Annotated in this window: 13 protein-coding genes; 11 read left to right on the top strand and 2 right to left on the bottom strand. The window is 68.3% G+C overall.

The features are described from left to right. Window positions 1-102: 102 nt before the first annotated feature. The 4 genes from HWX62_RS29785 (at window position 103) to msrQ (ending at window position 5370) form a co-directional block, all read left to right on the top strand. Window positions 103-2316 (top strand): cytochrome c biogenesis protein ResB, encoded by a 2214-nt coding sequence (locus tag HWX62_RS29785; protein ID WP_175932051.1) that lies wholly within the window; start codon window positions 103-105, stop codon window positions 2314-2316. 4 nt (window positions 2317-2320) lie between these two features. Continuing rightward, on the top strand, window positions 2321-3511 hold the full coding sequence (gene ccsB, locus HWX62_RS29780) for a c-type cytochrome biogenesis protein CcsB (RefSeq protein WP_175932050.1): 1191 nt from the start codon (window positions 2321-2323) through the stop codon (window positions 3509-3511). 159 nt (window positions 3512-3670) lie between these two features. Further along, entirely contained in the window at window positions 3671-4666 is a 996-nt protein-coding gene (gene msrP / locus HWX62_RS29775; protein WP_175932049.1) for a protein-methionine-sulfoxide reductase catalytic subunit MsrP, read from the top strand. Window positions 4667-4686: 20 nt separating this feature from the next. Further along, complete coding sequence (gene msrQ / locus HWX62_RS29770) at window positions 4687-5370, top strand: protein-methionine-sulfoxide reductase heme-binding subunit MsrQ (RefSeq protein ID WP_175932048.1); 684 nt, start codon at window positions 4687-4689, stop codon at window positions 5368-5370. An 81-nt stretch (window positions 5371-5451) separates the two neighbouring features. Here the strand turns inward: msrQ and HWX62_RS29765 are convergent, their stop codons facing one another. Then, on the bottom strand, window positions 5452-5730 hold the full coding sequence (locus HWX62_RS29765; protein WP_175932047.1) for a lipoprotein: 279 nt from the start codon (window positions 5728-5730) through the stop codon (window positions 5452-5454). Window positions 5731-5766: 36 nt separating this feature from the next. Between HWX62_RS29765 and cyaY the strand changes: the two genes are divergently transcribed. Next, window positions 5767-6093, top strand: a complete 327-nt coding sequence (gene cyaY, locus HWX62_RS29760; protein ID WP_059577339.1) for an iron donor protein CyaY — start codon at window positions 5767-5769, stop codon at window positions 6091-6093. Between the two features lie 82 nt (window positions 6094-6175). On the opposite strand, the gene HWX62_RS29755 is transcribed toward cyaY, so the two are convergent. Continuing rightward, window positions 6176-8569 carry a penicillin-binding protein 1A gene (locus tag HWX62_RS29755; RefSeq protein ID WP_175932046.1) on the bottom strand — a complete coding sequence of 798 codons (2394 nt, stop codon included), beginning with the start codon at window positions 8567-8569 and terminating at the stop codon, window positions 6176-6178. A 220-nt stretch (window positions 8570-8789) separates the two neighbouring features. Here HWX62_RS29755 and HWX62_RS29750 point away from each other — a divergent pair, with 220 nt between their 5' ends. Genes HWX62_RS29750 through aroB form a run of 6 tightly spaced genes read left to right on the top strand, consistent with a single transcriptional unit; the run spans window position 8790 to window position 14519 of the window. Then, window positions 8790-9713, top strand: a complete 924-nt coding sequence (locus tag HWX62_RS29750; RefSeq protein WP_175932045.1) for a competence protein ComA — start codon at window positions 8790-8792, stop codon at window positions 9711-9713. Continuing rightward, complete coding sequence (locus tag HWX62_RS29745) at window positions 9713-10357, top strand: fimbrial protein (protein ID WP_175932064.1); 645 nt, start codon at window positions 9713-9715, stop codon at window positions 10355-10357. The genes HWX62_RS29750 and HWX62_RS29745 overlap by 1 nt, the downstream gene beginning before the upstream one ends. Continuing rightward, a complete protein-coding gene (locus HWX62_RS29740; protein ID WP_175932044.1) occupies window positions 10354-11220 on the top strand; it encodes a pilus assembly protein in 867 nt (288 codons plus the stop codon). Before HWX62_RS29745 ends, HWX62_RS29740 begins: the two co-directional genes overlap by 4 nt. Then, a complete protein-coding gene (gene pilQ / locus HWX62_RS29735) occupies window positions 11217-12848 on the top strand; it encodes a type IV pilus secretin PilQ (RefSeq protein ID WP_175932043.1) in 1632 nt (543 codons plus the stop codon). The genes HWX62_RS29740 and pilQ overlap by 4 nt, the downstream gene beginning before the upstream one ends. Before the next feature lie 40 nt (window positions 12849-12888). Next, window positions 12889-13443: a shikimate kinase AroK gene (gene aroK / locus HWX62_RS29730; RefSeq protein ID WP_175932063.1), complete on the top strand. Its 555-nt coding sequence runs from the start codon at window positions 12889-12891 to the stop codon at window positions 13441-13443. Beyond that, window positions 13440-14519 (top strand): 3-dehydroquinate synthase, encoded by a 1080-nt coding sequence (gene aroB, locus HWX62_RS29725; RefSeq protein WP_175932042.1) that lies wholly within the window; start codon window positions 13440-13442, stop codon window positions 14517-14519. Before aroK ends, aroB begins: the two co-directional genes overlap by 4 nt. Window positions 14520-14547: the final 28 nt, after the last annotated feature.

Genomic DNA, 14547 nt, shown 5'->3' with positions numbered 1-14547 from the left:
CCGGGCCGAGCCGGGATGGAAAGGCTTGCAGGCGATGGGGGGCTGCGCCCCCCACGGCGAACATAGTGAGCGTGGGGCTGGGTCCCCTTAGTCGGAGTTTGAATGAGCGTTACCACGTCGGGGTTGCAGTCGAAGTCGAGTCAGGGTGCGTCGAAACGTGCGGTGGAGCTGCTGAGCTCGATGCGCTTCGCGATCGCGTTGCTCGTGGTGCTGTCCATTGCGAGCATCATCGGCACGGTCCTGACCCAGGACGATCCGTATCCGAACTACGTGAACCAGTTCGGGCCGTTCTGGGCGGACATCTTCCGCTCGCTCGGCCTGTACAACGTGTACAGCGCGTGGTGGTTCATGCTGATCCTGATCTTCCTCGTCGCGTCGATCTCGCTGTGCGTGATCCGCAACGCGCCGAAGATGCTCGCCGACGCGAAGAGCTGGAAGGACAAGGTCCGCGAAGGCAGCCTGCGCGCCTTCCACCACAAGGCCGAATACACGGCGTCCGGCACGCGTGCGAGCGTCGCGGCGACGCTCGCCACGTTCGTCGCGAAGGCCGGCTACAAGCACGTCGTGCGTGAAACCGACGGCGCGACGCTGATCTCCGCGAAGCGCGGCGCGATGACCAAGTGGGGCTATATCTCCGCGCACCTCGCGATCGTCGTGATCTGTATCGGCGGCTTGCTCGACAGCAACCTGCCGATCAAATTCCAGATGTGGATGTTCGGCAAGAGCCCGGTCAACACGAGCGCGACGATCAGCGAGATCTCGCCCGACCATCGGCTGTCCGCGTCGAACCCGACCTTCCGCGGCTACGCGTGGGTGCCGGAGGGCCAGTTCGTGTCGACCGCGATCCTGAACCAGCCGAGCGGCTCGCTGATCCAGGATCTGCCGTTCTCGATCCAGCTCGACAAGTTCATCGTCGATTACTACACGACGGGCATGCCGAAGCTGTTCGCGAGCGACATCGTCGTGATCGATCGCGAGACCGGCCGGAAGATCCCGGCGCGGGTCGAGGTCAACAAGCCGTTCACGTACAAGGGCGTGTCGATCTACCAGTCGAGCTTCCAGGACGGCGGCTCGCAGATGCAGATGACGGCCTATCCGATGACCGGCAGCAATGCGGCGACCGTCCCCGTGAAGGGCACGATCGGCAGTTCAGCGCCGCTGCAGGTCCCGGGTGCCGACGGCGACACGATCGAGTTCTCCGATTTCCGCGCGATCAACGTCGAGAACATGGCCGATGCGAACGGCAAGCCGGACGTGCGCGGCGTCGCGACGACGAGCTCGCTGAAGGAGGTGTTCGACGAGCGGCTCGGCTCGGGCGCGAAGACGTCGAAGCCGACGCAGCTCCACAACATCGGCCCGTCGGTGCAGTACAAGATCCGCGGCAAGGACGGCCAGGCGCGCGAATTCAACAACTACATGCTGCCCGTCGACATGAACGGCGAGCGCGTGTTCCTCGCCGGCGTGCGCGCGAGCCCGAACGATCCGTTCCGCTACATGCGGATTCCGGCCGACAGTCAGGACTCGATCGGCGAATGGATGCGCCTGCGCGCCGCGCTCGAGGATCCGGCCGTGCGCACCGAGGCCGCCGCGCGCTTCGCGCAGCGCTCGCTGCCGGGCGACGCATCGCTGCGCGGCCGCCTGCAGGACAGCGCGTCGAAGGTGCTGACCCTTTTTGCGGCGAGCGACGACAGCGTCGGCCGCGGCGCGGACGGCCAGCCGGTCGGCGGCTTCCAGGCGGTGGCGACCTTCATCGACCGCTCGGTGCCGAAGGGCGAGCAGGAGAAGGCCGCGAGCCTGCTGCTGCGGATGCTCGAGGGCTCGATGTGGGAAGTCTGGCAGATCGCGCGCGAGCGTGCCGGCGAGCCGGCCGCGCAGCAGGGCACCGACACGATCCGCTTCGTGCAGAACGCGATCAACGCGCTATCCGACAGCTTCTTGTATGGATCGCCGGTCTACTTGCAGCTTGACTCCTTCAAGCAGGTGCAAGCTTCGGTATTTCAGCTGACGCGCGCACCCGGCAAGAATCTGGTGTATCTTGGCAGCCTGCTGCTGGTCGCCGGCATCTTCTCGATGTTCTACGTGCGCGAGCGGCGACTCTGGTTCTGGCTGAAGGACGCCGGTTCGGGCGTCGATGTGGTGATGGCAATGTCCACGGCCCGCAAGACCTTCGATTTCGAGAAAGAATTCGTGCAGACGCGCGACGCGGCCGGCGCCGCATTGCGCGCCGCACCTCGCGATGCCGCGCCCGCCGGTGCGGCGTCGACGGCCCGCCCGCCTGCCGGCGGCGGTTCCGATTCCGAGAATTCCACCCGGTAACATCATGGATCTCACGCAAGTTTCCTCTTCCCGTACGGCGTCGGCCCCGGCGCCGGCATCGTCGCCGCTGTTCGACGACCGTCCGTTCCTCGCGCGCCTGTCGGTGTTCGACTGGCTGTTCGCACTGGCGCTGGTGGCGGGCGCGGGCTATGCGCTCGTGCACTACAACGCGCACATGGATTACTACGACAAGGCGGTGATGATCGGCACCGTGCCGGCGCTCGTCGCGCTCGGCTGGCGCTGGAAGCCCGCGCGGCTGATGATGGCGTCGATCGCCGTGCTGTCGCTGCTGTCGATCCAGATCTACCAGGGCGATCTTGCCCGCGCCGATTCGGCGTTCTTCCTCAAGTACTTCCTGTCGAGCCAGTCGGCGATCCTGTGGATGAGCGCGCTGTTCGTGCTCGCGACGATCTTCTACTGGATCGGCCTGCTCGCGCGCGCCGAAACGGGCGCCGCGATCGGCCAGAAGCTCACGTGGGTCGCGGTGCTGATGGGTTTCACGGGGCTGATGGTGCGCTGGTACGAGTCCTACCTGATCGGAGCGGACGTCGGGCATATCCCCGTGTCGAACCTCTATGAGGTGTTCGTCCTGTTCAGCCTGATCACCGCGCTGCTTTATCTGTATTACGAAGGCCACTACGGCACGCGTTCGCTCGGCGCGTTCGTGCTGCTGGTCATCAGCGCGGCGGTCGGGTTCCTGATGTGGTACTCGGTCGCGCGCGATGCGCAGCAGATCCAGCCGCTCGTGCCGGCGCTGCAAAGCTGGTGGATGAAGATCCACGTGCCGGCGAACTTCATCGGCTACGGCAGCTTCGCGCTGTCGGCGATGGTGTCGGTCGCGTACCTGATGAAGGAACGCGGAATCCTCGCCGATCGCCTGCCGACGCTCGACGTGCTCGACGACGTGATGTACAAGTCGATCGCGGTCGGTTTCGCGTTCTTCACGATCGCGACGATCCTCGGCGCGCTGTGGGCGGCCGAGGCATGGGGCGGCTACTGGAGCTGGGACCCGAAGGAAACCTGGGCGCTGATCGTGTGGCTGAATTACGCGGCCTGGCTGCACATGCGGTTGATGAAGGGCCTGCGCGGCGCGGTGGCCGCATGGTGGGCGCTCACCGGCCTGCTGGTCACGACGTTCGCGTTCCTCGGCGTCAACATGTTCCTGTCCGGGCTGCACAGCTACGGCAAGCTGTAAGATTTCCGCCGCTCGTCCGACTATCGACCGCCGGTGCACTGCGTGCCCGGCGGTTTTCTTTTGTAACGGGGCGGGCGAACCGGGCGTCGAACGGCGCACGATGGGCCGGGTCGAACGCTGATGAAGCATGCGTGCCACGCATGCAGGAGGAGCTGCACGATGTGGATCAAACGCCCTTTGCGTAACGTACTGACCGGCGCGGATATCGCGCCGAGCGAGATCACGCCGCGCGCGGTATTCGAGAATCGGCGGCGCGTGTTGCAGGCGGCCGGCGTCGCGGCCGCGGGCGGCCTGTTCGGCACCAGCGGCGCGGCGCTCGCCGCGTATGCGTCGCCCGACGCGCGGGCGGCGAAGCTCGCGGCAAAAACGAACCCGAAGTTCGTCGCCATCGACAAGGTCACGCCGTTCAAGGACATCACGTCCTACAACAACTTCTACGAGTTCGGCACCGACAAGAGCGACCCGGCGCAGAACGCGGGCACGCTGCGGCCGCGCCCGTGGCGCGTGAGCGTCGAGGGCGAGGTGCAGCACCCGAAAGTGTTCGATCTCGACGAGCTGCTGAAGCTCGCGCCGCTCGAGGAGCGCGTGTACCGGCTGCGCTGCGTCGAGGGCTGGTCGATGGTGATTCCCTGGATCGGCGTGCCGCTGTCCGAGCTGATCAAGCGCGTGCAGCCGACCGGTAACGCGAAGTACGTGCAGTTCGTCACGCTGGCCGATCCGTCGCAGATGCCGGGCCTGTCGACGCCCGTGCTCGACTGGCCATACTCGGAAGGGCTGCGGATGGACGAGGCGATGAATCCGCTGACGCTGCTGACGATGGGCGTCTACGGGCAGGTGCTGCCGAACCAGAACGGCGCGCCGGTGCGGATCGTCGTGCCGTGGAAGTACGGCTTCAAGAGTGCGAAGTCGCTCGTGAAGATCCGCTTCGTCGACAAGCAGCCGAAGACGAGCTGGAACACGTACGCGGCGAACGAATACGGCTTTTATTCGAACGTGAACCCGAACGTCGACCATCCGCGCTGGAGCCAGGCGACCGAGCGGCGCATCGGCGAGGACGGCTTCTTCACGCCGAAGCGCAAGACGCTGATGTTCAACGGCTACGGCGACCTGGTCGCATCGATGTATCAGGGCATGGACCTGAAGAAGAATTTCTGAGCGCGACCGTGAGAAACGACATGCCGCCTTCGACGCTCACGCCTGCGCGTGCTGCAGGCGCCGGACCGGACGCACGTACGGCGCGGGCCGGTGCGGCCCGCGCCGCGCCGCGCTGGCTCGCACCGGCCAAGGTGCTGGTATTCGCGGCCGGCCTTTATCCGCTCGCGCGCCTCGTGCTGTTCGGGCTGACCGACCGGCTCGGCGCGAACCCGATCGAATTCATCACGCGCTCGACGGGCCTGTGGACGCTCGTGCTGTTGTGCATCACGCTTGCCGTCACGCCGCTCAGGCGCATGACAGGCTTCGCGCCGCTGCTGCGCTTTCGCCGGATGATCGGGCTGTTCGCGTTCTTTTACGCGATGCTGCATTTCACGACCTATCTGTGGTTCGACAAGTGGTTCGACGTCGTCGCGATCCTGAAGGACGTCGGCAAGCGCCCGTTCATCACGGTCGGTTTCGCGGCGTTCGTGCTGCTGATTCCGCTTGCCGCGACGTCGCCGCGCGCGATGGTGCGCCGGCTCGGTCGCCACTGGGCGACGCTGCACAGCGCGATCTACGCGATCGCGCTGTTCGGCGTGCTGCACTTCTGGTGGATGCGGGCCGGCAAGCACGATCTCGCGCAGCCGAAGCTCTACGCGGCGATCGTCGCCGCGCTGCTCGGCTGGCGGCTGGTTGCGTGGGGATGGCGGCGCGTGCGCGCGTGACGAGGCGGCCGCGCAAAACAAAAGGCGATGACCGGGGAGTCATCGCCTCGTTTCGAGCGCCGCGCGGGCGGCCTCGCGTCGTTACTTCGTGGCGGTCGGGCCCGATGCCGGGGCGGGCATGGTCGATGCACTGCTCGACAGCTCGGGCGACAGCGTGAGCGGCGAACCGGACGTGTCGGGCGACTCGTCGGACGACGCGTTTTCGTCGGTCGGTTTCACGTCCGACGGCGGCGTGTCCTGCTGGTGGATCGGCTTGGGCATCGGGGGCACGGTGGGCAGATAGAGCGCGCCGCTTTGACCGCAGCCGGCAAGAATCGCCAAAGCCGCTACAATCGCGCTCATCCGGAAAACGACTCGCATGATCGTCCCTGAACAATTTAACCGATAGAGTTTAGCATGTCCGATACTGAATACCTGGCCCGTGCAGAGGCCGTGCTGGCGGCCGTCGAGCGTACCGTGGACGTCGCGAACGACGGCGATCACGACATCGATCTGGAGCGCAACGGCAGCGTGCTCACGCTGACGTTCGAGAACGGCTCGAAGATCATCGTCAATCTGCAGCCGCCGATGAAGGAAGTGTGGATCGCCGCGAAGGCGGGCGGATTCCACTACCGTTTCGTCGACGGCGCATGGCGCGATACGCGCACGGGCACCGAGTTCTTCTCGGCGCTCACCGAGTACGCGACCCAGCAGGCCGGCCTGCCGATCACGTTCAGCGCGTGACGGCCGGGGCGCTGCGCCCCATACGTCGCACCCAAAGTAAAAGCGCCCCGCGGGGCGCTTTTTTCATGGCCGTGGCCGCGGGTCAGTGGCCGCGGAACAGGTTCATGATGTCCTGCTTTTCCTGTTCGTCGACGTGCGGCACGGCCTCGTCGACGTTCTGCGCGGCCGGCGCCTGCGGCACGCCGACCGTCGACACGAAGCCGTGACCGGGCGTGAACTCGGTGAAATACAGTTCGCCGCCGAGCGATTCGACGCCGTCCGGTACCGCCGGCTTGAACTCCGGCACGCCCTTCAGCGCGGCGCCCATGTAGTCGATCCAGACCGGCAGCGACAGGCCGCCGCCGGTTTCGCGATCGCCGAGGCTGCGCGGATTGTCGTAGCCGATCCATGCGATCGCCGCGAGCGTGTGCTGGTAGCCGGCGAACCACGCGTCGTGCGAATCGTTCGTCGTGCCGGTCTTGCCCGCGAGGTCGGTGCGCTTCAGCACGTTGGTCCGCGCGCCGGTGCCGCGCTGCGCGACGCTCTGCAGCAGGCTGTTCATCACGTAGGCGTTGCGCGCGTCGATCGCGCGCGGCGCGTTCTGCTCGGCGACGAGCGGCTGCGCGCGTGCGACGATCGCGCCGTTCGGATCGGTGACTTCGGCGATCAGGTACGGATTGACGCGGTAGCCGCCGTTCGCGAAGACCGAGTACGCGCCGGCCATCTGCAGCGGCGTGACCTGGCCGGCGCCGAGCGCCATCGGCAGGTAGGCGGGATGGCGGTCGGCGTCGAAGCCGAAGCGCGTGATGTATTGCTGCGCGTATTTCGTGCCGATGTGGTTCAGGATCCGGATCGACACGAGGTTGCGCGAGCGCTGCAGCGCGGTGCGCATCGACATCGGGCCCTCGAAGCCGCCGCCGTAGTTCTTCGGCTCCCACGGCTGGCCGCCCGTTTCCGCGGCGCTGAAATACAGCGGGCCGTCGTTGATCACGGTGGCCGGCCCGAGGCCCTTGTCGAGCGACGCCGAGTAGATGAACGGCTTGAACGACGAACCGGGCTGCCGCCACGCCTGCGTGACGTGATTGAACTTGTTCTTGTTGTAGTCGAAGCCGCCGACGAGCGAGCGGATCGCCCCGTCCTGCGGAACGATCGACAGGAACGCGCCTTCGACCTGCGGCAACTGCGTGATCGACCACTTGCCGGCGTCGTTCTTCACGACGCGGACGATCGCGCCCGGGCGGATGCGGCGATTCGGCTGCGCGTTGGCCGACAGCGCGCCCGACGCGAAGCGCAGGTTGTCGCCCTCGATCGTCGCGGTGCTGCCGTCGATGAACGCCACCGTGATCTGGCGCGGGTTCGCGGCCGTCACGACCGCCGCGATCAGCTCGCCGTTGTCGGGATGCTCGAGCAGCGCGTCGTCGATCGCTTGTTCGCGATCGTCGGCACCGGCCGGCAGCTCGATGAAGCCTTCCGGCCCGCGATAGCCGTGGCGGCGCTCGTAATCCATGATGCCCTTGCGCAGCGCGGTGTACGCGACCTGCTGGTCCGCGGAATCGATCGTCGTGACGACGTTGAAGCCGCGCGTGTAGGTTTCCTCGCGATACTGCGCGTACATCATCTGTCTGACCATTTCCGCGACGTACTCGGCATGCACGCTGAAATCGCGGCCCGGCCCCTTGACGACGAGCGGCTGCGCGGAGGCTTCGTCGTACTGTTCGCGCGTGATGAAGTTCAGTTCGAGCATCCGCTGCAGGATGTATTCCTGGCGCACCTTCGCGCGCTTCGGATTGACGACCGGGTTGTACGCGGACGGCGCCTTCGGCAGCCCCGCGAGCATCGCCGCTTCGGCGAGCGTGATGTCCTTCAGGTCCTTGCCGAAATACACGCGCGCGGCGCTCGCGAAGCCGTACGCGCGCTGGCCGAGATAGATCTGATTCATGTACACCTCGAGAATCTGATCCTTCGTCAGCGCGCGCTCGATCCGGTACGCGAGCAGCATCTCGTAGATCTTGCGCGTGTAGGTCTTCTCGCTCGACAGGAAGAAGTTGCGCGCGACCTGCATCGTGATCGTGCTCGCGCCCTGCGACGCATGGCCGTTCGTCAGCGCGACGAAGCCGGCGCGGATGATGCCCGTGAGATCGACGCCGCCGTGGTCGTAGAAGCGCGCGTCCTCGATCGCGAGGATCGCCTTCTTCAGCGAGTCGGGCACGTCCTTGAAATGGACGACGTCGCGGCGCTCCTCGCCGAATTCGCCGATCAGCACGTGATCGGACGTATAGATGCGCAGCGGCACCTTGGGACGATAGTCGGTCAGCGCGTCGAGCGACGGCATGTTGGGCCAGGCCACGACGAGCGCGTAGCCGAGCACGAGGCCGCCGGCCACGACGAGGGCCACGCACATCGCGGCGAAGCCGAGCAGGACTTTCAGCCACCAGGGCCGCTTCTTCGGCTCCGGGGCAGGAGGCGGGGACGTAGGAGTCGTGGATTGCATAGGCATACCGGAAAACAGTCCCGCGATTATAGCTGCCCGGTAAGACCGGTCTTGACGCGGGGGCCGCCCGTCGGAAAGCCGCGGGTCGGCGTGCCGTCAGCATAGTCCGGGCACGGCCGCCGCGAGCAGATGCTGGCCGTTCGGCCGACTGTCGGCCGCACGCGTCGCTTTGCAGAATCAGGTCTCGGAAACGCGGCGTGGGCCGCGACGATCTCGGGAGGCTGGGATGGCAGGACGATGGGTGGCGCGGTTTGCACAGGGCAGGCACCGGTCGACGGGAATCGACGTCGGCGCGCATGAGGTGAGGGTGGCCGTGCTGAGCCGGCGCGGCAGAGGCGCCGATGTGCGCGTCGAGGGGCTCGAGCGGGAGCCTGTGGGGTTGGCGGGCGGGCCGGAAGACGCGCGCTGGGCGGCGGTCGCGCGGTCGCTCGCGGCAGCCGTGTCGCGGCTGTCGGCGTCCGATGTGCGGTGCGATGCGCGCGGCGTGATGGCGCTGCACGATGACGAGATGCGCACCGCGACGCTCGATCTGGCCGGGCGCGGCGACATTCCGGACGCCGCGCGGCAGGCGGCCGAACGCATCTCGGGGCTGGCGCCGGACAGTCTGGCTTTCGACTGGCGGCACTACGGCGGCGTGCGGTCCGGCGAGATCGCGGTGGCGGTGGCCCCGCTGGCGTTGCTCGAGCGACGGATCGACGTGGCCGCGCAGGCCGGTATCGACCTCACGGTGATCGACGGCGAGTCGGCCGCCGTGCTGCGCGCGCTACGCTATGCCGCGCGGTTCGAACTCGACGCGCACGATACCTACGCCGTGCTGTGGTTTTGCGATGCGGGCGTGCGCGGCTGGCGAATCGACGGCTCGTCGGCCGTCCCGGTGCTGACGCTGTCCGGCACGCTGCCGGAAGCGCTTCCCGATGCGTTGCGCCGGCGCGCGCTCGGGGCGGTTCGTTGCGTACTCGTCGCCGGGGACGAGCGATGTATCGCCCGCTTCGATACGTCTGTCGCCGAGATCGGCGACGTGCTCGGCACGGCGGTGGTCCCGTTCGACTGCACGGGCTGGGACGGGCAGCCGTGCGCGCGCACCGGCATGGCGGGCGGCCCCGCGTTTGCCGTCGCGTTCGGGCTCGCGTTGCGCGGGGTGTGGGAATGATGGCCGGTCACGTGGCGGCGAGCGGGGGCGCGGCGGTGGCGGTCGAGCAGGCCGTACTCGGCGACTTCAACCTGCTGCCGTACCGCGAGCGGTTGGCGCGGGCCGTGCGGCGTCGCCGGGCCGTGCAGTGCGGTGTGGCGATCCTGCTCGGCGGGTTCGGCACCGGCCTGTGGACAGGCGCTGCCGTGCTGTCGCGATGGCGGGTGGACGCCGAGCGCGTCAGCGTGGAGGCCCGGCTGCGGCAGTTGCAGCCACAGGTGGCTGCTGCGACGCAGTCCGCCCGCGCCGCTGCGGCCGTCGCGCAACGCGACGCGCAGGCGGCTACGCTGGCCGCGCCGTACCGGCGCATGGCCGGGTTGCTGGCGACCCTGACGCAGGTGCATGCCGATCCTGTCCGGCTCGACGCGCTGCGCATGACGTCGACCGGCGCCGTGCTCGATGCGCGTGCGGCGAGTTACCGGGCGGCCGCGCGCTGGCTCGCGGCGATGGCGCGCGAGCAGCGCGACTGGCGGATCGATATAGAGACGTTGAAGCCTGCGTCGGATACACCGGCTTCCCCGGCCGGGATGCCGTTCCGGTTCTCGGTGCAACTCCGCTGGCACGACGCGATGTCGTCGCGGAACGTGTCGGGAGGTGGCGCATGACGGCGCTCGTGCATCGGCCGGCGCCGAGCGGAGGTGCCGGGCCGGGCGGCGTGCCGCGCGTGTCGCCGGCGGCCGCGCATGCCACGGGTTGCGTGCTCGCATTCGTTGCCGTGCTGGCAGGCGGCATTCATCTGGCGAGTGCGGCCGACTGGAGCGGGCTCGCGCATGGTCGCGCGTTGCTGGCCGCAGCGCACGCGCGTGCGGCCGATGCGCAACGCCTGCTCGCTTCCGCGGGGCAACGGCGCGACGGGCCTCGTGCGTCGATGCGCGACGATCGCTCGCCGCAGGCGCCGGAATGGGCGGCGCTGATGCTGGAGCTGGCCGATCTCGCCGCGTCGAGCGGGCTGCACGGCGTATCGATCGACCCGCAGCGCGTCGATGGTGCGGCACCGGACGCCCGGCGCACCGTGCACATCGCCGCGGATGGCGGTTTTGGCGCGCTGCTGAATATGGTCGGCGGGCTGGCGCGTTTTCCGGTGCTGGCCGTCCCGTCGGCGCTGCGTATCGAGCGCGGCCTGTCGGCGCCACGGGTGGACATGTCCGTCGACGTGTTTCCGGCGCTGCGGGCGGCGAGAGCCGCGGCGGACGACACGCCGGTTCGCGCCGCTGCGCCCGGCGCCGGTCCGTTCGGCGAGATCGGCCCGGCCGAAGCGGCGGGCCGCGCGTCGCGCCTTGCCGGCACGATTCGCGACGCGCGTACCGGTCTCGCGATGTTCGACGACGGCGATGGCACGTTCACGGCCGTCGGACCTGGCGACGCGCTCGGGGCCGCGCGCGTGGTGCGCGTCGAGCGCGCGGCCGTGACGCTTGCGACGGCGGACGGATCGCAGCGGCTCGTCCTGGACGAAGGAGGCCGGCCATGAGGAAACACGGCTATTGGGTGTTCGTCCTCTGGGCCGGCGTGACGGCGGCTGGCGCGAGCGCGGCGCTGCCGCCGCTACCGGCGGTCTGGCCCGCCGGATCGATGGATGTGTCGATGCCGGGCCTGCCGCAACCGCTGCGGGCGACCGACGGCACGGACGGCGCGGTGGCGCAAGACGCCGGCCCGCCGCCGTTCGATCAGGCGGCACGCGCGGCACGCCAGACGGAAACCGTCGCACCGGTTCCGGCGCTGGAGGGACCGCCGATCCCGCTTGCGCCGCCGGCCCGGATGAGCGACGCCACGGCGCGGCAACCGGGCGATGCGGACGACGCACGGCGGATCTCGCTCAATCTGCAGGGCGTCGGGCTCGCGGCTGCATTCGACGCGATCGCGCGGTTCACGGGGCTCAATATCGTCGTCGGCGAACAGGTGCGCGGCACGGTGACGTTACGTCTGAACAATGTCCGCTGGCGCGAGGCGTTCGACACGCTGCTCGACACGCACGGGCTCGCGATGTTCCGGCGCGGCAACGTGATATGGGTCACGCCGGCAGCCGAACTGGCTGCGCGCGAACGCGAGCGCTTCGAAATGCATGCGCGCGCCGCCGATCTGGAGCCGCTCGACAGCCGGACGTTCGTGCTGCACTATCCGCGCGCGCAGGACGTGCAGCGGCTGCTGGCCGGCGCGACCGGCCAGCGCCTGCTGTCGAAGCGCGGCGCCGCGGCGGCCGATCCGCGCACGAACCTGCTGTTCGTCACCGATCTCGCGCCGCGCATCACTCAGATCGCGGGCCTGATCGACGCGATCGACCGCCCGTCGCGGCAGGTCCGGATCGAGGCCCGCATCGTCGAAGGCGAGCAGGGTTTCTCGCGCAACCTCGGCGCGCGTGTCGCGCTGCGTGCGCAGGGGCGGCCGTCGTCGGCCGAGGGCGCGTCCTTCACGGCGGACGCGCGCAACGCGCTCGATCTCGCCGCGCGGCCGCTCGGCGGCTTCGACGCGGCGACCGCGGGCTTCACGCTGTTCGCCGCGCCGCTCAGCCGCGTGCTCGACATCGAGCTGAGCGCGCTCGAGGCGCAGGGTCAGGGCCAGATCGTTTCGCGTCCGCGGGTGGTGACGGCCGACCGCGTCAAGGCCATCGTCGAACAGGGTTCCGAGCTGCCGTACCAGGCGAAGGTCGGCAATGGCATGAGCGGCGTGCAGTTCCGCCGCGCGACGCTCAAGCTGGAGGTCGAGCCGCAGATCACGCCGGACGGGCGCGTCGTGCTCGATCTCGACGTGACGAAGGACAGCGTCGGCGAGCCGACCGCGGCCGGCCCCGCCATCCATACGAAGCATGTGCAGACGCGCGTCGAGGTCGAGAATGGCGGGACGGTTGCCATCGGCGGCATCTATGAACAACTGAACCGGAACGATGTGACGCGGGTGCCGCTCTTGGGCAAAATACCGCTTCTGGGCGCGCTTTTCCGGCACCGGGCGCAGCGCGACCAGCGCAACGAACTCGTGGTCTTCATCACGCCGACCGTCGTCGACGCGCGTTGCCGCGCACCCGGCACGGGCGACACGGATGCCGAGAAAACGGGGCCGGAAGCCGCCGACGCAGGCTCGACAAGGCAGCCGCTTTGCCAGTAAGCTGCGCCACACACCAGCAAGATTGAAGCAGAGGAAGCCGTTGCAAGCGCGGGACCCACATGCAAACGTATTTTTCGTCGGCCTTATGGGAGCGGGTAAGACCACCGTGGGCCGTGCGGTCGCGCGTCGTCTCGACAGGACGTTCTTCGACTCCGACCACGAAATCGAGGCCCGTACGGGCGCGCGCATTCCGGTGATCTTCGAGCTGGAGGGCGAGGCCGGGTTTCGCGATCGCGAGACGCAGGTGATCGCCGATCTCACGCAGCGCGAGAACATCGTGCTCGCGACGGGCGGCGGCGCGGTGCTGCGCCCGGAAAATCGCGACAGCCTGAAAACCCACGGCATCGTCGTCTACCTGCGCGCCAATCCGCACGATCTGTGGCTGCGCACGCGCAAGGACAAGAATCGCCCGCTGTTGCAGACGGACGATCCGAAGGGGCGTCTCGAAGCGCTGTACGAAGTGCGCGACCCGCTGTACCGCGAATGCGCGGATTTCGTCATCGAGACCGGCCGTCCGTCGGTCAACGGTCTCGTCAACATGGTGCTGATGCAACTCGAACTGGCCGGCGTCATCGCCAAGCCGCTACAAGCATGATTACTGTCAACGTCGATCTGGGCGACCGCGCCTATCCGATTCATATTGGCGCCGGCCTGATCGGCCGCACCGAGCTGTTCGCGCCCCACATCAACGGCTCGTCGGTCACGATCGTCACGAACACGACGGTCGATCCGCTCTACGGCGACGCGCTGCGCGCGGCGCTCGCGCCGCTCGGCAAGCGCGTGTCGACGGTCGTGCTGCCGGACGGCGAGGCGTACAAGAACTGGGAAACGCTGAACCTGATCTTCGACGGTCTGCTGACGGATCACGCGGATCGCAAGACGACGCTCGTCGCGCTCGGCGGCGGCGTGGTCGGCGACATGACGGGCTTTGCCGCCGCGTGCTACATGCGCGGCGTGCCGTTCATCCAGGTGCCGACGACGCTGCTGTCGCAGGTCGATTCGTCGGTCGGCGGCAAGACGGGCATCAATCATCCGCTCGGCAAGAACATGATCGGCGCGTTCTACCAGCCGCAGGCCGTGATCGCGGACATCGGCGCGCTGACGACGCTGCCCGATCGCGAGCTGGCGGCCGGCGTGGCCGAGATCATCAAGACCGGCGCGATCGCCGATGCGGCATTCTTCGACTGGATCGAGGCGAACGTCGACGCGCTGAACCGTCGCGAGCCCGCGGCGCTCGCGCATGCGGTGAAGCGTTCGTGCGAGATCAAGGCGAGCGTCGTCGCGGCCGACGAGCGCGAAGGCGGCCTGCGCGCGATCCTGAATTTCGGCCACACGTTCGGCCATGCGATCGAGGCCGGGCTCGGCTACGGCGAATGGCTGCACGGCGAGGCGGTGGGCTGCGGGATGGTGATGGCGGGCGACCTGTCGGTGCGGCTCGGCCTTTTCGACGAAGCATCGCGGCAACGCCTCGACGCGGTGATCGCCGCCGCGCACCTGCCGACCCGCGGCCCCGCGCTCGGTGGCGCGCGCTACATGGACCTGATGCGCGTCGACAAGAAGGCCGAGGCCGGCGCGATCAAGTTCATCCTGCTGAAGCGATTCGGCGATACGCTGATCACGCAGGCGCCGGACGAAGCGGTATTCGCTACACTGGCGCAGACGACCGGCTAACGGCGCCCGGATCCGCCGGCGCCCCTGA

It is taken from the genome of Burkholderia sp. BCC0506 (assembly GCF_902833145.1).
Lineage (GTDB): Bacteria > Pseudomonadota > Gammaproteobacteria > Burkholderiales > Burkholderiaceae > Burkholderia.
Note: the sequence above shows the minus strand (reverse complement) of the source record. Positions and strands in the feature narration are given on the sequence as shown.

What these genes read in the sequence shown, in the direction of transcription:
- msrQ (WP_175932048.1), top strand. Translation starts at nt 4,687, where the DNA reads ATGCCGCCTTCGACGCTCACGCCTGCGCGTGCTGCAGGCGCCGGACCG.
- HWX62_RS29755 (WP_175932046.1), bottom strand. Translation starts at nt 8,569, where the DNA reads ATGCCTATGCAATCCACGACTCCTACGTCCCCGCCTCCTGCCCCGGAG.
- HWX62_RS29750 (WP_175932045.1), top strand. Translation starts at nt 8,790, where the DNA reads ATGGCAGGACGATGGGTGGCGCGGTTTGCACAGGGCAGGCACCGGTCG.
- HWX62_RS29765 (WP_175932047.1), bottom strand. Translation starts at nt 5,730, where the DNA reads ATGCGAGTCGTTTTCCGGATGAGCGCGATTGTAGCGGCTTTGGCGATT.
- cyaY (WP_059577339.1), top strand. Translation starts at nt 5,767, where the DNA reads ATGTCCGATACTGAATACCTGGCCCGTGCAGAGGCCGTGCTGGCGGCC.
- pilQ (WP_175932043.1), top strand. Translation starts at nt 11,217, where the DNA reads ATGAGGAAACACGGCTATTGGGTGTTCGTCCTCTGGGCCGGCGTGACG.
- ccsB (WP_175932050.1), top strand. Translation starts at nt 2,321, where the DNA reads ATGGATCTCACGCAAGTTTCCTCTTCCCGTACGGCGTCGGCCCCGGCG.
- HWX62_RS29785 (WP_175932051.1), top strand. Translation starts at nt 103, where the DNA reads ATGAGCGTTACCACGTCGGGGTTGCAGTCGAAGTCGAGTCAGGGTGCG.
- HWX62_RS29740 (WP_175932044.1), top strand. Translation starts at nt 10,354, where the DNA reads ATGACGGCGCTCGTGCATCGGCCGGCGCCGAGCGGAGGTGCCGGGCCG.
- HWX62_RS29745 (WP_175932064.1), top strand. Translation starts at nt 9,713, where the DNA reads ATGGCCGGTCACGTGGCGGCGAGCGGGGGCGCGGCGGTGGCGGTCGAG.
- aroB (WP_175932042.1), top strand. Translation starts at nt 13,440, where the DNA reads ATGATTACTGTCAACGTCGATCTGGGCGACCGCGCCTATCCGATTCAT.
- msrP (WP_175932049.1), top strand. Translation starts at nt 3,671, where the DNA reads ATGTGGATCAAACGCCCTTTGCGTAACGTACTGACCGGCGCGGATATC.